The sequence below is a fragment of the Thiomicrolovo immobilis genome (assembly GCF_039645955.1).
Taxonomy (GTDB): domain Bacteria; phylum Campylobacterota; class Campylobacteria; order Campylobacterales; family Sulfurimonadaceae; genus Thiomicrolovo; species Thiomicrolovo diazotrophicus.
On the sequence record NZ_CP147916.1, the window covers coordinates 2,063,156 to 2,080,868 of the forward strand.

Annotated in this window: 18 protein-coding genes; 5 read left to right on the plus strand and 13 right to left on the minus strand. The window is 59.8% G+C overall.

The features are described 5' to 3' along the window. Positions 1-81 precede the first annotated feature (81 nt). The 7 genes from WCX72_RS10735 to trpA form a co-directional block, all read right to left on the minus strand. The gene (locus WCX72_RS10735) at positions 82-1,338 is read right to left on the minus strand and encodes an AAA family ATPase (RefSeq protein ID WP_345969765.1); all 1,257 of its coding nucleotides are present in this window, start codon (positions 1,336-1,338) and stop codon (positions 82-84) included. Positions 1,339-1,368: 30 nt separating this feature from the next. Then, positions 1,369-3,546, minus strand: a complete 2,178-nt coding sequence (locus tag WCX72_RS10740) for a polyribonucleotide nucleotidyltransferase (protein ID WP_345969766.1) — start codon at positions 3,544-3,546, stop codon at positions 1,369-1,371. Further along, positions 3,547-4,185, minus strand: a complete 639-nt coding sequence (locus WCX72_RS10745) for a phosphoribosyltransferase (protein WP_231019057.1) — start codon at positions 4,183-4,185, stop codon at positions 3,547-3,549. Next, positions 4,185-6,374, minus strand: coding sequence for an LPS-assembly protein LptD (locus WCX72_RS10750; RefSeq protein ID WP_345969767.1), 2,190 nt, complete (start codon positions 6,372-6,374; stop codon positions 4,185-4,187). The genes WCX72_RS10745 and WCX72_RS10750 overlap by 1 nt, the downstream gene beginning before the upstream one ends. Further along, complete coding sequence (locus WCX72_RS10755; protein WP_345969768.1) at positions 6,337-6,786, minus strand: RDD family protein; 450 nt, start codon at positions 6,784-6,786, stop codon at positions 6,337-6,339. Before WCX72_RS10755 ends, WCX72_RS10750 begins: the two co-directional genes overlap by 38 nt. 3 nt (positions 6,787-6,789) lie before the next feature. After that, positions 6,790-8,055, minus strand: a complete 1,266-nt coding sequence (gene purD / locus WCX72_RS10760) for a phosphoribosylamine--glycine ligase (protein ID WP_345969769.1) — start codon at positions 8,053-8,055, stop codon at positions 6,790-6,792. A 322-nt stretch (positions 8,056-8,377) separates the two neighbouring features. Continuing rightward, positions 8,378-9,121: a tryptophan synthase subunit alpha gene (gene trpA / locus WCX72_RS10765; RefSeq protein ID WP_345969770.1), complete on the minus strand. Its 744-nt coding sequence runs from the start codon at positions 9,119-9,121 to the stop codon at positions 8,378-8,380. A gap of 177 nt (positions 9,122-9,298) precedes the next feature. On the opposite strand from trpA, the gene panB reads away from it, so the two are divergent. Genes panB through WCX72_RS10785 form a run of 4 tightly spaced genes read left to right on the plus strand, consistent with a single transcriptional unit; the run spans position 9,299 to position 12,369 of the window. Next, complete coding sequence (panB, locus tag WCX72_RS10770) at positions 9,299-10,090, plus strand: 3-methyl-2-oxobutanoate hydroxymethyltransferase (protein WP_345969771.1); 792 nt, start codon at positions 9,299-9,301, stop codon at positions 10,088-10,090. Beyond that, positions 10,087-10,293: a hypothetical protein gene (locus WCX72_RS10775; RefSeq protein ID WP_345969772.1), complete on the plus strand. Its 207-nt coding sequence runs from the start codon at positions 10,087-10,089 to the stop codon at positions 10,291-10,293. The genes panB and WCX72_RS10775 overlap by 4 nt, the downstream gene beginning before the upstream one ends. 2 nt (positions 10,294-10,295) lie before the next feature. Next, positions 10,296-11,306 carry a Holliday junction branch migration DNA helicase RuvB gene (gene ruvB / locus WCX72_RS10780; protein ID WP_345969773.1) on the plus strand — a complete coding sequence of 337 codons (1,011 nt, stop codon included), beginning with the start codon at positions 10,296-10,298 and terminating at the stop codon, positions 11,304-11,306. 10 nt (positions 11,307-11,316) lie between these two features. Then, a complete protein-coding gene (locus tag WCX72_RS10785) occupies positions 11,317-12,369 on the plus strand; it encodes an AI-2E family transporter (protein ID WP_345969774.1) in 1,053 nt (350 codons plus the stop codon). Between the two features lie 51 nt (positions 12,370-12,420). Here WCX72_RS10785 and WCX72_RS10790 read toward each other — a convergent pair whose 3' ends face one another. Together WCX72_RS10790 and WCX72_RS10795 are read right to left on the minus strand one after the other, a co-directional pair. Continuing rightward, positions 12,421-13,512 (minus strand): OmpA family protein, encoded by a 1,092-nt coding sequence (locus WCX72_RS10790; protein WP_345969775.1) that lies wholly within the window; start codon positions 13,510-13,512, stop codon positions 12,421-12,423. Between the two features lie 68 nt (positions 13,513-13,580). After that, a complete protein-coding gene (locus WCX72_RS10795; protein ID WP_345969776.1) occupies positions 13,581-14,261 on the minus strand; it encodes a dUTP diphosphatase in 681 nt (226 codons plus the stop codon). Between the two features lie 154 nt (positions 14,262-14,415). Between WCX72_RS10795 and WCX72_RS10800 the strand changes: the two genes are divergently transcribed. Further along, a complete protein-coding gene (locus WCX72_RS10800; RefSeq protein WP_345969777.1) occupies positions 14,416-15,357 on the plus strand; it encodes a carbon-nitrogen hydrolase family protein in 942 nt (313 codons plus the stop codon). Here the strand turns inward: WCX72_RS10800 and WCX72_RS10805 are convergent. From WCX72_RS10805 to WCX72_RS10820, 4 genes are all read right to left on the minus strand, one after another. Continuing rightward, on the minus strand, positions 15,341-15,766 hold the full coding sequence (locus WCX72_RS10805) for a pyridoxamine 5'-phosphate oxidase family protein (protein WP_345969778.1): 426 nt from the start codon (positions 15,764-15,766) through the stop codon (positions 15,341-15,343). The two genes, WCX72_RS10800 and WCX72_RS10805, sit on opposite strands and share 17 nt — an antisense overlap. A gap of 65 nt (positions 15,767-15,831) precedes the next feature. Further along, positions 15,832-16,056 carry a hypothetical protein gene (locus WCX72_RS10810; protein WP_345969779.1) on the minus strand — a complete coding sequence of 75 codons (225 nt, stop codon included), beginning with the start codon at positions 16,054-16,056 and terminating at the stop codon, positions 15,832-15,834. Positions 16,057-16,149: 93 nt separating this feature from the next. After that, entirely contained in the window at positions 16,150-16,875 is a 726-nt protein-coding gene (locus WCX72_RS10815) for a Sir2 family NAD-dependent protein deacetylase (RefSeq protein WP_345969780.1), read from the minus strand. 101 nt (positions 16,876-16,976) lie between these two features. After that, on the minus strand, positions 16,977-17,687 hold the full coding sequence (locus WCX72_RS10820; RefSeq protein WP_345969781.1) for a hypothetical protein: 711 nt from the start codon (positions 17,685-17,687) through the stop codon (positions 16,977-16,979). Between the last annotated feature and the right edge of the window lie 26 nt (positions 17,688-17,713).

Below are 17,713 nucleotides of genomic sequence, written 5' to 3' on the forward strand. Positions count from 1 at the left end.
GCTTCACGGCGGAGAAAATAACTAGCTGTTAAAATTCAAATGCATTAAATAATCACAAAAAATAGTTTTTTTTGAAAAAAATTATTCCTGACCAAAACTCAGCGCCTTGGGGTGGACGAAAGCAAGGTTTGCCCAGTTCACGCGCGGCTGTTTCAGAATCAGACTGTGGGGCGAGATCGCCCGCGAGAGGGCGACGTAGAACTGCGAGGGGGCGAAGATCTCCGTCGTGTCGATGACCAGATCGCCGATACTCATCCCCTGGGACTTGTGAATGGTAATGGCGAATGCGAGGACGATCGGGAACTGGTAGAGGGTAAACTGCGGCACCTCGACCATCTGCTTCTCCTTCTCGACCGTGCGCTCTTCCCAACGGCTTTTCTCCGTGCCGACGCGTTCGAGTTTGACGACCATACCGTCCTCTTTGCGGATGTGGACGCTGTCCTGTTCAAGCCGCACGACGATCCCCCGCTGGCCGTTCACGTAGTTCCAGCTGTTGCGGGTAAAGAGCACCGGCGCGCCCACCTTCAGCTCCAGCACTTCCGGGATGCGGGCATCCGCCATAAAACGCTCCACCTCCCGCTGCTGCGTTTTGGCGTCGTGACAGACGCTTTGGGTTTCAAAGGCGTAGAGATCCCCCTCGACCGCATCAAGCTGCTCGCGGTTGTGCTCGAAGGCCGACCGGTTCGTCCCGTAGAGAAAGGTGTATCGCGAGAGGTCATCCCCCGTCGGTTTGATCAGCTCATGCAGGTAGCAGTGCTCTTCCTCCGTGACCCGGGCATGCCGTACGGCGTTCAGGACACCGTTGAATTCGGCATCCTCACTGCGCCAGTTGTGCGTCAGCGTCACCGTCTCAAAGGCGAACTGTTCCCAGCTTGGGGCCTCGAAGGCGAAACGGATCGTGCCTTTTGTGACCGGCGGAAGCTGCAGAAAATCCCCCACGGCCAGGAGCGCGCCGTCAAACCCGCACTGCAGCAGGCGCAGCCGCACCATATCGAGCACTTCGGCACTCACCATCGAGATCTCGTCAATGACAACGAGGTCCATCGCACGCACCAGTTTGACGATCTTCTTTTTGGGGATGAGCTTCCCCCGGCGTTCGAGGTCCGTTTCGCTGTCGGCGATGCCCAGGTCGAAAAAACTGTGCAGGGTCTGTCCGCCGATCAGGGCCGCCGCCATGCCCGTCGAAGCGAGCTTGGCGACTTTTTTCCCTTCGGCGCCGTAGGCGGCGATGATCTGGCGCGTCAGGGTCGTTTTGCCGGTACCGGCCCCGCCGGTGAGAAAAAGGTTCTGTCCGGATTGCAGGGTATCCAGCAGCGTAGAGAGAGAGGTCGTTTCCATGGGTACGGGCCGCTCCGGCCCCGGGAGGGCTTAGGCGGCCGGGGCGCGGCCGAGGCTGATCTTGGTCCCTTTGAACTCGAGGATCTCGACGTCGATGTCGTCCCCCTCGCTCAGGACATCGGAAACGTTGCGCACGTGCGAATCGGAGATTTTGGAGATGTGCAGCAGGCCGTCGACTCCGCCGGGCAGTTCGATGAAGGCGCCGAAATCGACGATCTTCTTGACCCGCCCCTTGACGATGTCGCCGACATGGTACTCGGGTTTTTCCATCTTCGGCACTGAGACGATCTGCTCGATATGCTCGCGCGCCCCCTTGACCCCTTCGCGGTTCTTGCCCGTCACCTTCACGTTGCCGGCTTTCTTGTCGATATCGATCGCGACCTCGAACTTTTCGATGATCTCTCTGATCGTCTTGCCCGCCTGGCCGATGACATCGGCGACACGGTCGGGATCGATGCTGAAGAAATCGCTGCCGGGCAGTTCCTCGCTCAGTTCGATCTTGTTCTCGGCGTCGGCCATAATATCGATGATGTGGGCGCGTCCCGCCTTCGCCTGATAGAGGGCCGTTTTGAGCAGTTCCAGGGAGATCCCGCCGAGCTTGATGTCCATCTGCAGCGCCGTGATCCCCTCTTTGGAGCCCGCGACCTTGAAGTCCATATCCCCGTCGTGGTCCTCAAGACCGGTAATGTCGGTCAGGACCATGTGCAGGTCCCCCTCGCTGACCAGCCCCATCGCCACGCCGGCGATCGGATCGGCCGTATCAAGGTCCGCCGCTTTGAGCGCCATGTAACCGCCGCAGACGGTCGCCATGGAGGAGGAGCCGTTGGACTCGAGAATCTCGGAGACGAGACGGACCGTCTGTCCCGGGGCTTCCAGGACCGGTTCGAGGGCACGCTTGGCAAGGTTGCCGTGTCCGAGCTCCCGGCGGCGCGGCGGCTGGACCGGTGACGCCTCCCCGACGCTGAAGCCCGGGAAGTTATAGTGCACCATAAAGCTCTCGTACTGCGCCGAACTGTCGGTAAGCTCCTCATACATCTGGGCGTCTTTGTTGCCGCCGATGGTCAGTGTCACCAGCGCCTGGGTCTGCCCCCGGGTAAAGAGGCAGGAAGAGTGGACGGAGGGAAGAACGTTGGTCAGGATGCTGATCGGGCGTACTTCGTCGAGGTGGCGGCCGTCGGCGCGGGTCTGCGTCTGCAGGACCTGCGTGCGGACCGTCTCGCGCTTGACCGCTTCGATCGCTTTTTTGAGGGCGTGCTCGTCAAACTCCGGTTCCGCGTCGAGGATCTTTTTACGCAGATTGCGCAGGGCCGTGGAGCGCTCGGTGCGCGCCATTTGAGCGATGGCCGCGGCGATATCGTCGCTGTGGTGTTCTCTGACGTACGCCATCAGATGCTCGTCCGGCTCCGCGGCGATGCAGGTCAGCTTGAAGGTCTCTTTCTTGAACGGAGCGAACGCCTTTGCATAGGAGCTGTTTGCCGTCGCCAGCAGCTGCTGGGCTTCGGAAAGCAGGACGATGAAATCATCCTCGCCCATCGCGTTGCTGCGGTAGCGGGCGATGGTCTCGGCGGCGAGCGCCGGATCGACGAGCGGGTCGACCATCATCGTGTCGAGCAGCTCCGTCTCCACCGAACCCTGGACCCGCATCTCGATCATCAGCAGGTCCGACTCCGTTCCCGCGAGGAAAAGGTCCAGGGTGCTGTTTTTAAGCTGCGGCAGCGTCGGGTTGAATAAGACCTCGCCGTCGACCTTCGCCACGCGGACGGCGCTGACGGGGATGTCGATGTCGATGTCGGAGACATACAGGGCCGCCGAAGCGGCGTTGAGGCCGAGTACCTGCAGGTCGGCATCTTCATCCGCGCTGAGAACCATCACGGTAATCTGGACCGGGTTGGCGAACCCTTTGGGGAAGAGCGGACGCAGGGAGCGGTCGATGATGCGCGAGGTCAGCGTTTCGAAATCGCTCGGTTTGGCCTCGCGTTTGATGAAACCGCCCGGGATCTTGCCCGCGGCGTACGCCTTCTCGATGTACTGCACCGTCAGCGGCAGAAACCCCTCTTCGACGAATTCGGTCTCGTCGATGACAACGGTGGCCAGGACAACCGTGTTGCCGGCCTTGAGCCACGCGCTTCCGTTTGCCTGTCGGGCCACGCTTGTAAGCGCATACTCTTCCGTTCTGTTCTCGACGGCTACCAGTACATCATAATCCATTTAGTCCCCTAGTATCTTAATAATCATTTCATCCGAAACATCTTCTAGTTCTGAATAATAACATGATGTTTCTATATAATCCTCCAGCACGTGTGGGCAAAAGAGCGCATCGCAGAGCGGTTCGACGGCCGCATAGACCTCTTTGGGCATCACCGGTGCACAGGCATAGAGGGCATCGGGCGAGCGCGAAAGGACGGTTTTGATCGCGCACATCAGCTTCAATCCGCTCTCCGCCCCCTGATCGACAAGGAGGACTTTTTTGCCGCGCAGGGTTGTGAGCGGGCGCCCTTTGCGGTAGTGGTAGATCCGGGAGAGGATCTTCTCTTCGTGCTTGCGGTGCGCCTCGCCGTAGACGTAGTCGTACTGGATGCCGAAGGCCTTGACGAGGTCGTCGTTGATTACGATCTCCTCAGTCTCGCTCACCCTCCCCAGTTCGCACTGCGGGTTCTGGGGCGCCGTGATCGATTCGCCCAGCAGCCAGTCGACCTTGAGCTTCATCCGGACGTTGAGCTCCTGGCACAGTGCGATGCCTCCCTCCGAAAGCGCGATCAAAATCCACGATTCTCGCTGCATCTGCGGCAGCGGCAGCAGCTCATTCAGCGCCGAAACGGCCGCTTTTCTATCTTCAAACAGTTTCATCACGAACCATCCAATGCATCACTGAGTTTGTAGTTGACCTCGGTCCCCCCGATCGGACGGAGTTCGATGGTGAAATAGACATACTTCTCCAGCAGCGAGTCGGCCTGGGCGTTGGTCAGGATCGGTCGGTTGTTCTCGACATAACGCATCCCGAATTTCCAACAGCGCTTCGTGTAGTCGAAGCCAATCTCGGAGAACTTCTTCACATTCGCCTCCAGGTCATAGGCGTACCGGCCGAAATAGCGATAGTGGTCATTATAGCGATATGCGGCGTCAAAGGTCAGGTAATTGACCCGCTGCGTCCCGTTGACGTCGGGCTGGTCTTCGTAGAGGTCCATCGCACCGACGTTGAGCGCGCCGTCGCTGTAGCGGATCCCGTTGAGCATCTTCGAGACCCGGTGGTTGTCATAGTTGTAAAAAACATCCGAATAGAGCGAGACTTCCGGGGTCACCTGCCAGTCCAGTTCGTTTTCCAGCTCGCTGAGCTGATCCTGGTTCCGGTCGAAGGAGAGGCGCTGCGAAAGACGCTGGTAGAGCACCTGTTCGCCCACGTCATTGACGAAGAACTGGCTGAACTTCAGGTCCAGCGCCTCTTCGATCTCGTTGACGGCATAAAAGTCGCATTCGGGATAGAGCGCCGCATCGCTCCCGCTGCAGAGTGACTGCTGGGTTTTGTAGTAGCCCGTCGCGTCATCAACACCGGCCTTGGTATAGGCAAGGTCCAATCCGGCCGTGTGGCTGAAGCCCTCAAACGCTTTTGTCACCTGCGTCCCCGCATTGAAGACATGGTAGATCCGCCCGAAAAGCCCGGTCTCGTACTCGCCCCCCGCCGGAATGGCCGACACGGTCGTCGGCTCGTTTCCGAAGGTGATGTATTTTCCGTTCAGCCTCGCACTATAAGAGAGCAGCAGGTAATCCTCCAGCGCAGAGGTCTGCAGCGTCACGGGGAGGTCCACCTCTCCTTCGACCGCGCGCATCCCCGTTTCGCGGAAGATATTGTTGCCGCGCAGATCGAAAGTGTAGTAGACGTGCTCATCGAGGAAGGTGTTGATATAGCGGTGGTAACGGAGGATCGGCAGGTTCTGCGGGGTATCGGCATTGCTCTGTTTGTTCAGGTCGAGATAGTAGCGGAGGTTCATGCCGTAATAGGCATCCTCTTCATTGTAAAAGAGGTTCACCCGCGAGAGCACCTGGTTGGAGGTGGCGTAGTTCACGGTATCGTTGGACGAGAGGTTGATATAGTCGATATCGTTCATCCAGCTAATGTCGGCATAGAGCCCCGACTGCCCGGGGAGGTCCAGCCCCAGCCAGCGCTGCAGCACCGCCGTATTGGTATAAAAGAAGTCGAAACCGTAATGGTTCGAATTGGCCAGGTCATAGGTATCGACATAGGAGGACTTCTCCTGGAAATAGCCCGCCTGGACCATCCCCTCCGAGACGTTCGAATCGACAAAGCGGAACTTCCCGTAAACCCCCTCGCCCCGCTCCGTGCGCAGCTGCGGACGCAGCTCCACGTCCCAGGAGGGGTCGATCGCGATATAGACAGGCTGTTCGACAAAGAACCCTTCCGTACTGGAGACACCGAAGGAGGGCACCAGCAGACCGCTGCGGCGGCGGTTGTCGAGGGAGTAGCCGAAATAGGGGAAGTAAAAGACGGGAATGCCGTAGATCTTGAGGTAGGCGTTATAGACGTTCATCCAGCGCGATTCGCTGTCGAAATCGGCGCTGGAGAAGTAAAGCACCCAGAAGGGATCGTTGGGATCGCAGCCCGAGACCATCCCGTCTTCGACCGTGAAGTCCTTGTCTTCCGCCCCCGAACGCGAGGAGCTCATCCAGACATTCGTATGGCGGTCGAGCATGAAAAAGGGGGAGAACTCCCGGCTCTTTTTGGCGACATCGAGCTTGGCATAATCCCCCATCGCGAAATACTCCGACCCCTGCATGGCGACGATATTTCCGAAGAGTTCCAACGTACTGCTGTTGCGGTCGAAATAAGCCTCGTTGGCACTCAGATAGTAGCTTTTGTACAGAACGAGGACGTCCCCGCTCGCATGGACGACGCTGAGGTTCGAATCGAGCCGGGTCGCGAAGAATTCAATCTGCTCTTCCGCCCGCAGCGCGGACAATACAAAAAGAAGAAGGAGCAGGAACCTAGGCATTGACGACAACGGTGCGCGCAGTGCGGTCATGCCACGCCTGGTTATTGGGGTCGAACATCGCCCAGATGAAGCCGAGGTAGAAGATGATCTCGCTGAGGATGCGGAAGACGGCGCGGTTGAATGCCGGCAGCCAGCCCGGGATCCCCCCGTCCTCAATCGCCACGACGCGGATACGCATCGCCATCTTTCCGAGCGACGCACCGTAGAGGGCGACAAAGAGCGTCTGGTAGAAGACCTTCATCCCCAGGTATTCCAGGGCGTAAGCATTGGTCACAAAGAGGAAAGTCTCCATATCCTTGGCCTGGGAAATAGGGCCCCAGAGCATAATCGTAAAGAGCAGGCTCAGCAGGAGCTCGTCGATCAGGAACGCCAGGGCCCGCTTCGGGATGGAAGCGAGTTGCAGTTCATGCCGGTGCAGCAGCGTTTCGATCGTCTCGTTCACGGGTTAGAGGGCCTGGTAAGCGATATCGGTCCGCAGTTTTTTCCCGGCAAAGTGCACCTGGCCGCAGAGAAGGTAGGCGCGGTCGCGGGCCTCGCGGATGCTCTTGCCCGTTCCGACGCAGACGAGGACCCGTCCGCCCGTCGCGAAGAGCTTGCCGTCTTCCTCGCTGACACCGGCATAGGCGATATGCGAATGCTCGGCCAGTTCGGTGTGAACGATCTCGTCGACGACGATCTCCGCCGGTTCGCTGCTGCTGTAGGGGTAGTCGCGGCTTGCCATGACAACGCCGACGGCGTATTCGTCTTTGAACTTCACGTCAAGCGTGTCGAGCTGCTTCGTCGCGGCCTTGTAGAAGAGTTCGCTCGCCGGGGAGCTGAGCAGCGGCATCAGGATCTCGCACTCCGGGTCGCCGAAACGGACGTTGAACTCCAGGGTGATCGGTTCGCCGTTCACGATCATCAGGCCGATGAAGAGCACCCCCTCGAAGGGTGCGCCTTCCGCCTGCATCCCGTCGAGCGTCGGGCGGACGATGCGTTCCTTGACCTTCTCGTAGATTTCGTCGTTGACGAGCGGCGTCGGCGCATAGGCCCCCATGCCGCCCGTGTTCGGTCCCTGGTCACCGTCAAGGAGGCGCTTGTGGTCCTGTGCCGCCTGCAGCAGGATAAAGTCCTCCCCGTCGCAGATGGCGAACATGGAGAGTTCGTAGCCGTCAAGGAACTCCTCGATGACGACCTTTTTGCCCGCGTCGCCGAAGGAAGCGCCGCTAAGCATCTCCGAAGCGGCCTTTTTCGCCTCGTCGTGACTCATAGCGATGATAACACCCTTGCCCGCGCAGAGCCCGTCTGCCTTGACGACGACCGGCGTCGGCAGGGTCTCGATGAACTTGAAGGCCGTCTCGATGTGGTCCGTCTCGATATAGCGGGCCGTCGGGATGCCGTACTTGGCGAGGAAGTTCTTCATATAGACCTTGGAGCCCTCGAGCTGTGCCGCTGCCTTGGAAGGACCGAAGATCGTCAGCCCCTTCGCTTTGAAGATGTCGACAACGCCTTCGGTGAGGGGCGCCTCCGGTCCGACGATGGTGAGGTCGATACTGTTGGCAATCGCGAAATCCGCCAGCGCATCGTACCCCTTGATCGCAACGTTTTCGCCCAGCATCGGCGTCGCCCCGTTGCCCGGTGCGAAATAGAGCTTCTCTACCGCTTCATCCTCTGCCAGTACACGCCCGATCGCATATTCGCGCCCGCCGCTGCCGATAACCATTACATTCATTCTTTTGCCGATCCTTCTTGCTGTTTTCATTCAAAAAGACGGCATCTTCTTGAATGAAAGCGGCATCTAAACCCGGGCGGCCGTTCCGCAAGATAGCTTTGGTTCTCAAAGCCAAAATAATACGGACTGAGGGCTTCCTCAGGCGGCAGTCTCTCAGGCTTGCGCCTTCAAGCGAGATCACCGGCACACAGAAGCGGCTACACCGTCCATAAAGTAGATATGTAGAACCCCCTGAAATGCGAGAGCTCGCACCGCTCAGGCTTAGAAGGCAATTATAGCCGATACGCCATAAAGAGGGGCTAAAAAACGGGAGGTTTCCCCCCTACTCGTTGATGCGTTCTTTGATTGTTTTGGCGATGCGGCTGCAGTGGTTGATCTTTTCGGACAGCGAGAGGTCTTCGCGCAGCAGCACGTTGATGAACGCCGAACCGACAATGACGCCGTCGACCCCCTCCGCTTTCGTTTTCGCCGTCTCTTCGTTGACGCCGAAACCGACGTAGACAGGCGTCTGCGTATGGCGGCGGATCGAGGCGACGACCTCGCCGAGGTCTTCGCTTTTACCCGCACCGGTGATACCGGCGTAGGCAACGAGGTAGATGAACTTCTGCGCAGCGCTGACCACGGTTTTCACCCGGGCATCCGTATCCGTCGGTGCGACGAAGGCGATGTTGCTGATACGGTGCCGGGCGAAAGCATCGGCGTAGAGAACCGCCTCTTCATGCGGCAGGTCCGGGACGATCAGGCCGCTGACACCGAGATCGTTCGCCTCGCGAAGGACCTTCTCCATCCCGAACTGGTAGAAAGGGTTGAAGTAGCCCATCCAGAGGGTATCGACGCGGGGCGCCACGGCGCGGGAGACGTCCAGGACGTCTTTGAAGCGGAACCCGTTCTCCAGGGCGACGTAGTTCGCCGCCTCGATCACCGGTCCGTCGGCGACGGGATCGGAGAAGGGGATACCCAGCTCCAGCGAATCGACACCGCTCTCTCCCATCGAGAGCGCGAGGTCGATCGTAAAATCTTTGTCGGGATAGCCCGTCGTAATGTAGCCCACCAGTTGTTTTTCCACCAATTACCCTTTGAGCGGATCTGCCCGTGTTCGGGCGCCGCCACCCTTAGCAACGGGACGGCGGCCTGCCATATTTATCCGCAATTGTAGCATTTTTGGATAAAATCGCTCTCAATTGACTAGGGCGCCGTGAAGGGGATATCCCCCCGAATTCCGGCATGCCCGCAGGAGCAACCAATGGCTAATAAGCTGAGCGTCGGTGCCATCCGAAAGGCCAAAGGCGGGACACCGCTGATGATGATCACCGCCTACGACGCCCTCTTCGCACGCCTTTTCGACCCCATTGCCGACATTCTCCTCGTGGGGGATTCGCTCAATATGAGTTTCGCCGGGAAACCCGACACCCTCAGCGCCACGCTCGAGCAGATGATCTACCACACCAAAGCCGTCTGCAGCGGCGCGCCGGACACCTTTGTCATCTGCGACATGCCCTTTGGCACCTATACGACGGCCGAGCGCGCCCTGGACAACGCGATTGCCGTTTACCAGCAGAGCGGGGCCGACGCCGTCAAGATCGAGGGAGGCCGGGACAAAGCCGACATTATCGCCCACCTCACGGCCAACGGCATCGCCGTCTGCGGCCACATCGGCCTGCTGCCCCAGGCGGTGCGCGGCGAGGGGGGCTACAAGGTCAAAGGCAAAGACGAGGCCAACGCCCTCTCCCTGATCGAGGATGCCAAAGCCGTCGAAGCGGCCGGCGCCTTCTGCATGGTCGTCGAAGGGGTCAAAGCCGACGTCGCGACGCGGATCGCGGAAGCGGTCTCCGTCCCGGTCATCGGCATCGGCGCCGGCAGCGGCGTCGACGGGCAGGTGCTCGTCTTCTCCGACATGCTCGGCCTCTACGAGCCCTTCGTGCCGAAGTTCGTCAAGCAGTACATGCAGGGTGCCGATGCCGTCAAAGCGGCGGTCACGCAGTACAAGGAGGAGGTCGCCGCACGCACCTTCCCGGCAGAGGAGCATACGTATTGATCGCTAAAACCGTGTCCGTACTCATCTTGGGGATACTGTCCTCCGGCTGTTCCAGTGAAATGCGCTACGACATGGCGCATGACATCGCCAAACAGAACTGCCGCAATATCACCAACCCCGACGAGCGGCGCGCATGCGAGGCGCAGCACGACCAGCCCTATCAAGAGTACAAAGCTACGGAACAATATCCGGTGGGACAGTAACGATGGAACGTATCGTCGAAATCGAAAAATTCAGCGCCGAGGAAACGGTGGAAACCTCCCTGCGGCCAGAGGGGTGGGGCGATTATATCGGCCAGGAGCAGATCAAGAAGAATCTCGGCGTCTTTATCGAGGCGAGCAAAAAGCGGGGCGAAGCGCTGGACCACACCCTCTTCTTCGGCCCTCCGGGTCTGGGGAAAACGACCCTGGCGCTGATCATCGCCAACGAGATGGGCAGCAGCATCAAGGTCACCGCCGCCCCGATGATCGAAAAGAGCGGCGACCTGGCCGCCATCCTGACCAACCTCGAAGAGGGGGACATCCTCTTTATCGACGAGATCCACCGCCTCTCCCCTGCCGTCGAGGAGATCCTCTACCCCAGCATGGAGGATTTCCGCCTCGACATCATCATCGGCAGCGGCCCCGCGGCCCAGACGGTCAAGATCGACCTTCCCCGCTTCACCCTGATCGGCGCGACAACGCGGGCGGGGATGCTCTCGAACCCCCTGCGCGACCGCTTCGGCATGAACTTCCGCATGAACTTCTACCACCCCGAGGAGCTCTCCCGCATCATCATGCAGGCCGCGGAGAAACTGGGCAAACCGATCAAGCACGACGCCGCGCTGGAGATCGCCCGCCGCTCCCGGGGAACGCCGCGGATCGCTCTGCGGCTGCTGCGCCGGGTCCGGGACTTTGCCGATGTCGCCGACGAAGCGACCATCACGCATGAACGCACCGTCTACGCCCTCAACGAACTGGGCATCAACGCCCACGGCTTCGACGAGATGGACCTGCGGCTGCTGGAGCTGCTGGTCCAGGCCAAAGGACGGGCCATGGGGCTCAGCACCATCGCCGCGGCGCTGAGCGAGGACGAGGGGACCATCGAGGATGTCCTGGAACCCTACCTGCTCGCCAACGGCTACCTGGAGCGTACCGCCAGGGGACGCGTCGCCACCCCCAAGTGCTACGACGTGCTCCGGCTCACCCCGCCCGCGGAACAGAGCGGGCTCTTCTAAAGGATACACCGTGAAACCGCAGACGATCTTCGCCATCCTGCTCGCGGCATCACTCTACTGGATGTACCTGCTCTACAGCCCCTACCTGATGAGTATCCTGATCGCTTCGCTGCTGGCAGTCTCGACCTTTTCGTTCAAACGGCGTCTGCGGGAGTGGACCGGCTCGGTCTTCGCGGCATCAGCCCTCTCCACCCTGATGATGGCCCTGCTCTTTTTCGCCCCTTTGGGCTATTTTCTCGCCAAGATCACTATCTATCTGCAGCACTTTGACCCCACAACCCTCGAATCGGTCATGGACTACCTACAGGAGCTCATAGAACGCGCGCCGGGGTTCTCCGGCCACTCCAAGTCCTACGTCTCGAACTTTATCGCCTCGTATGATCCGGCCGAACTGACCAAGAAGGCCCTCGCCTACGCCGGGACCATCGGCAGCATCAGCGCGTCGTTCGTCAAGAACGCCTTTATGATTATCGTCTTCTACTTCTTCGCCCACCTCTACGGGCAGCGGCTGGCAGGCTATTTCAAACACATCATCAACCTTCCGCCCGATGATGCCCGCCTGCTGGGCTCGGAGGTCTCTTCGGTCATGAGCATCGTCTTCTACTCCATTCTGCTCACGGCGGCGCTGGAGGGGGCACTCTTCGGGATCGCCGTCAGTTTCATGGGCTACAACGGGCTGCTTTTCGGCATCCTCTTCGGATTTGCTTCCCTCATCCCCGTGGTCGGCGGCGCCCTGATGTGGGTCCCCTTCTCCCTTTACGAGCTCTCCCTCGGCGATGTGGGCAGCGCCGTGTTCATCGCGCTGTACACGATCCTGGTCATCTCCGTCATCGCCGACACCTTTATCAAACCCGTCATTATCAAAAGCATCGACAGCCGCCTCTCCTCGACCGAGAGCAAGCGTAACGAACTGATCATCTTCTTTGCCATTATCGCCGGTCTGACGAGCTTCGGTTTCTGGGGCATGATCCTCGGCCCCGCCATCACCGCCTTCTTCATGGCGCTGCTGACGCTGATGGAGCGGAAAAACGCCCTTGCCGACACGATAGCGAAAGCCGACTGACGATCGCGCGGGGATTACATCCGTCCCCGTCGCAAAACAGATCGGCGGCGTTTACTCGACGATGCACTCCGCCTCGACACGACGGTTACGTGCCCGTCCCTCCTCCGAGGCGTTGTCCGCCACCGGTTCGCGCATACCTCTGCCTTGTGCAACAATGCGCTTCTGATCGATCCCCGCCTTCACCAGCACTGTTTTGACGGCTTCCGCACGGCGCGCGGAAAGCCTCTGATTATAGGCGGGCGTACCCGCGTCATCCGTATACCCTTTCAATATAACCTTAGAGGCGGGGTTCTCATTCAAAAAGTGCACCAAAGCACGTATCTGTGTTTCTTGTGCTTCGGAGACCTTCGCAGAATCAAAGGGAAAATGCACGACCCGCGCCATCGTCAGCGGACACCCCTGCGCATCCACCCGGACGCCGCGCTTCGTGCCGCTACAGTGATCTTCCGTATCGAGCACCCCGTCATCATCGCTGTCCCTCTCCGGCGGTTTGTCGGCGGCGGCCGGTTCCGGAACGGGGACCGGTTCGATCGCCTCCGGCTCCGGTGCAGTTTCGCTGGAGTGCACGGCGCTCTGCGCGTCACCGACGCCGAACAGATAACTCACGCCGATCATCCCCAGCCATCCCGTTTCATTTGCATCCAGATTGAACCGTTTTTTCGCTTCCACGACGAGCTGCCATGAATCATTCAGAGGAAATTTGCACCCGAGGCCCGGCAGTACCTGCCACTGGTCCCGTCCGGTGACACCGCTGATGGTGCGATACCCTACGGCCAGCGAGAGGTAGGGCTTCACGGCGCCGGACTCCGGGAAAAGATCATAATCGATGCCGGCCATGTAATCCGTCACGTTGACACGCCCGTGTCCGGGAAGATCATAAGCGGCATCGAACGCAGCCGACAGCTCGGCGACCGCCGACCAGTTACCGTAAAAGCGATAGGCGGCGCGCACGCCCATGCCGGGGAACAGATCCTCTAGCGGATCGTTCTTCGCCTCCTGGTAGAGCGCGGCCCCCATCAGCCCGATCTCGACCTTTTTCAAAGCGTCCGGGGCGGTATGCACGCCTTCAGATTCCGCGAGTAGCGCCGCCCCCGCGAAGAGCACGAAAAAGAGTCCCACGGTTGACATGATCTTTGCCATCATCACCCCCTTTTCTGAAGCACATTTTTTGAGGCTTGTGTTGCGGTGAAGCCTCCCGCCGTCGTTCTAGGCTAGGCACCCGGATAGGATGCTTCGAGCCCCCCGTACAATTCATCGGGCGTCATATCGCCCTTCTCTTCCCAGAGCCGCTTCATCACGACGTTGTCCTCTTCCCCGTTCCAGATCTTCACGTAGTGCCCCTCTTTGTAACCGTGGTCCTGGCGGAACCGGTTGAGGATGTTCTTGCCGACGTAGAGGCGGTAGAGTGAAGTAAGATCAAGATTGCTCATCCGCACGAGTTCGAAGAAATCCGCCAACAGCTTGGTCAGGTCGGGCTTGCCCTCAAGGGCGTCTTTCATCACCGACTCCACCTGGGCCATCACCAGACGTTCGACGGCGAACCCTTCCGCGTCATCGTTGAGCATCTCGTAAAAGGGCATGATCGCGATCGCCCTCGCCGCGTCATCGAGACTGCCGAGATCGCGCTGCTTGTACTCCTGCAGCACCAGGCTCATGACGAAGTGCCAGACATCGACGACCTCGATCTGCAGGTTCGCCCAGTCGGGGTCAGCGGCGATGTTTTTCCAGTGCTTCCATGCGAATGAATCGATCATCTCCGCGCACTCCATGTAGATGCAGCGCTTCCAGTTGATCGCCTTGCCGTTCTTCGTCGTACCCGCTTCCCAGTCTGCTCCGTTCGTGGCATCGTTAAGCTGCTGTTGCAGCTGCAGCATCTGTAAAGCTCTGTTCATGGGTACGCTCCGTGTTTTTGACGATATTCTACCGGGAATTGCTTTGAGCCACCCTTCCCTTAGAAGGGCCCAACTAACCCTGTGATAAAAGTTTCTTATTTATGCACCGGTGGGATAATGGAAGCATGGTCCTGCGGACCGGAAGGAGTCTGCCATGCCCCCCGCACCCTTTACCATCGCTGCCGTTCAGGCCGAACCCGTCTTTCTGGATCCGGAGAGGAGCATAGCCAAAGTGTGCCGTTTTGTCACCGAAGCGGCAGAGAAAGGGGCCAAGCTCGTCGTCTTTCCCGAGGCGTTCATTGCGGGCTATCCCGACTGGATCTGGCAGGTCCCTCCGGGCAATATGACCCTCAACCAGTCCCTGTACGCCCGTTTCCTCGATGCGGCCGTCACCCTCCCCTCCGCAGAGGTGCAGATCCTCTGTGACGCAGCGGCGGCGGCGCAGGTCCACATCGCGATCGGCATCAATGAGCGCAGCAGCAGCGGCGGTTCCGTCTACAACACCCTGCTCTTTATCGGACCGGAGGGGCGCGTACTCGGACACCATCAGAAACTCGTACCGACCCTCGCGGAACGCACGGCATGGGCCTTCGGCGACCCCGCGACCCTGGAGGTATACGAGACGCCCATCGGCAGGCTCGGCGGGCTTATCTGCTGGGAGAACTACATGCCCCTCGTGCGTCAAAGCCTTTACGAGCGGGGCATTTCCCTCTATGCCGCACCGACCTACGACGAGGGGAGCGCCTGGCAGGCGAGCATGCGCCATATCGGCAAAGAGGGGCGCGTCTACATTGCCGGATGCTGCATGGTGCTGCGCAAGCAGAGCGTACTTGACGCCCTCCCCGAGCTTGAGCCCTATTACCGTGAAAGCGGCGAATGGATCAACAGCGGCAACAGCATGATCGCCGGTCCGAACGGCGAAGTGCTCGCCGAGCCACTCTACCAAAAAGAGGGGATCCTCTACGCCGAAATCGACCCCATACGCCAGAAAGGGGCGAAATGGAACCTCGACGTCGCAGGCCACTACGCGCGCCCCGACGCCTTCAGGCTGGAGAGGGATTTTCTGAAAGGGGTGATGCCTAAGAAGGGGGAGTAGCTTCCCAGATGAGCTTCTTTCCGAAACCGAGCCGGTTGTCGGTCAGTTTCATCCAGGAGGGCTCCAGCCGCCACAGTGTGGGACGCATCACTTTGGCATAGGGGAAACGTGCAAAGTAGCAGCGCGCGTCCGCCGCGTCGCCGATAACGATCCGGCCGCGGCACTGCAGCCCCCGGATCTTTCCGACCGTATCCGTTTCCAATGCGATGCCTGCCGCCACCGAAGGATTCGCTTTCATCTGGGCAGTATGCTCCGTCTCCTCAGACGAGGCGAATACGAAGCAGTTGCGCGCATCGTCATACGCGTAAAAAAGCGGTGTGGCGTAGGGAATGCCGTCGCGGCTCGTGGCGAGGGTCAGGACATGATGTCCCCGCACAAAGTCGGCGATGGCGTCAAGAGCGGAGCGCATCGCGACGCCCCGGGAAGAGAGGTAATAGCATAGAGGGATTATAGCGCGAAAATGCGCCGCATCCCTCAGGCGCAGCGTATCAGATTAACGTACCAGTCGTCGCGCATATAGCCGCGGCCGGGAATCAGAGAGAGCTGCATCGTCCCGTCGCAGCAGTGAACCTCGCTGATCAGCTCTTCGGGAACCTCGAGCTCTTCGCAGAGGTACTCTACCGCGACTTCGTCGCTGTCGATATCGGGCCAGCCCCAACCGTTTTCCAGATGATGGATTTCAAAGGTCGTCTCTTTCATTGCTCACTCCGGATGCAAGATGGCGCAATGATAATGGCGTTTCATCTCCTCCCTGTTACGGCAACGTCTCATTTCCATTTCATAACGCTGCCTTCATTCATGCAAAAAGCGTTCCACAAGCCCCGTCAGCGGTTCGGCCGCCGCCACGGCGCCCATCTGGAGGAAGTCGGAGAAGAAGGCGTCGATGTTCTGTTCAAAGGAGCCGAACATCGTCACATACTCCTCGCGGCGGGGATTGACGAGCACGGAGTGTTCGAATTCCCGGGCGATGGGGACAATGTCTATCACCTGCCCGCTGGTGCCGATGGCAACGAAGAACTCCGCATCGTTCACCGCTTCATAGATCCGGCGATACATCGGCGCGCTTTCGCCGAACATGACGACGTTGTGGCGGACGGCGGCGCTTTCGCAGCGCGGGCAGCAGTCGTCTTCCGTCTGCCCGGCATAGCCGATATCCCAAAGATGCCCGCAGCTTTCGCACCGTAGATCCCGCAGGGTGCCGTGCAGGTGGATCACCTCGTCGCACCCCGCCCGCTCCAGCAGATCATCGACGTTCTGCGTCAGGTTCCAGATCTGCCCGGGGTAGCGCCGCTGCAGTGCGGCGATGGCCCGGTGCATCGCATTGGGCGCTTTGTCCGCCAGATCGTGACGGCGGGCGTTGTAGAAACGGGTCACCAGTTCCCGGTCCGCTTCCCACCCCTCGGTCGAGCAGACCTGCATGACGTCGTATTCCTCCCACATCCCGTCGTGGTCGCGGAAGGTCCGCAGACCGCTCTCGGCGCTGAGGCCGGCACCGCTGAGGATCATCACTTTTTTCATGGCCGCTCCTTCGGTAACGCTATCGGGGAAAACGCCCCGGTGCATTTCGTCAGGATACCATGTCAGCCGTAAACGGAATCGTGCGCCGACACCCGCACGGCTCAGCGGCGCTCGGCGAGACGGGGCGCCATCATCTCCATCTGCATTTTGATCTTGTAGGTCAGCGGTTTCAGACTGCTGACCTCGGCATAACCGACCGCTTTATAGGCACGGTTCACTTCCTCAAAATAGGCTTTGTATGCCTCGAGGTACTCCAGCAGAGGCGCTTCCATCTCCTCGTCGAGGTAGAGTTCCGAGATGGTGACGCTGACTTGGGTCCACGCCGTATCGAACGCTTTGGCCAGTCGCGCATCCGGCTGCTTGACAAAACGCCCCTTGACGCGGCTGAGCTCCCGCCAGCCGTGCAGCAGTTCCCGCAGTCCGATACTGCCCAGGCGTCTGTTGAATTCACCCAGACCGCCGAGCAGCCGGCGGTAGTGCTGATGGAGCTCCGGCGCGCTCTTCTGCAGCTGCATGCCGATGCCCCGCACCGTCTCCTTGTAGGTATCCAGATCGCCGAGAAGCGCTGTGCGCTCCTGCTCCGGCAGGCCCAGCGTGAGCACTTCCGCCCGGATGCGGGCAAGGCCCTGCTCCTGCCCCTTTATCAGCGCGTATTCTCCGCGCTTGGTGATCGCGCTGGCGTCGCTGGCATTCTCCTTGAACTGCTTCAGCAGTCCCATCCGCTGCGACGCCTTCTCGTGCGCATCCGTCTCGAACAGCCCGGCCTTCAGACCCGCGAATATACAAACCGAAAGGAAAAGAACTTTCATCATGCCTCACACACCCCCGTGGAGGCGCG

Excerpts from the sequence above, each read along its gene's own strand:
- WCX72_RS10735 (WP_345969765.1), bottom strand. The coding sequence starts at position 1,338 with ATGGAAACGACCTCTCTCTCTACGCTGCTGGATACCCTGCAATCCGGA.
- WCX72_RS10740 (WP_345969766.1), bottom strand. The coding sequence starts at position 3,546 with ATGGATTATGATGTACTGGTAGCCGTCGAGAACAGAACGGAAGAGTAT.
- WCX72_RS10745 (WP_231019057.1), bottom strand. The coding sequence starts at position 4,185 with ATGAAACTGTTTGAAGATAGAAAAGCGGCCGTTTCGGCGCTGAATGAG.
- WCX72_RS10750 (WP_345969767.1), bottom strand. The coding sequence starts at position 6,374 with ATGACCGCACTGCGCGCACCGTTGTCGTCAATGCCTAGGTTCCTGCTC.
- purD (WP_345969769.1), bottom strand. The coding sequence starts at position 8,055 with ATGAATGTAATGGTTATCGGCAGCGGCGGGCGCGAATATGCGATCGGG.
- panB (WP_345969771.1), top strand. The coding sequence starts at position 9,299 with ATGGCTAATAAGCTGAGCGTCGGTGCCATCCGAAAGGCCAAAGGCGGG.
- ruvB (WP_345969773.1), top strand. The coding sequence starts at position 10,296 with ATGGAACGTATCGTCGAAATCGAAAAATTCAGCGCCGAGGAAACGGTG.
- WCX72_RS10790 (WP_345969775.1), bottom strand. The coding sequence starts at position 13,512 with ATGATGGCAAAGATCATGTCAACCGTGGGACTCTTTTTCGTGCTCTTC.
- WCX72_RS10795 (WP_345969776.1), bottom strand. The coding sequence starts at position 14,261 with ATGAACAGAGCTTTACAGATGCTGCAGCTGCAACAGCAGCTTAACGAT.
- WCX72_RS10800 (WP_345969777.1), top strand. The coding sequence starts at position 14,416 with ATGCCCCCCGCACCCTTTACCATCGCTGCCGTTCAGGCCGAACCCGTC.
- WCX72_RS10805 (WP_345969778.1), bottom strand. The coding sequence starts at position 15,766 with ATGCGCTCCGCTCTTGACGCCATCGCCGACTTTGTGCGGGGACATCAT.
- WCX72_RS10810 (WP_345969779.1), bottom strand. The coding sequence starts at position 16,056 with ATGAAAGAGACGACCTTTGAAATCCATCATCTGGAAAACGGTTGGGGC.
- WCX72_RS10815 (WP_345969780.1), bottom strand. The coding sequence starts at position 16,875 with ATGAAAAAAGTGATGATCCTCAGCGGTGCCGGCCTCAGCGCCGAGAGC.
- WCX72_RS10820 (WP_345969781.1), bottom strand. The coding sequence starts at position 17,687 with ATGATGAAAGTTCTTTTCCTTTCGGTTTGTATATTCGCGGGTCTGAAG.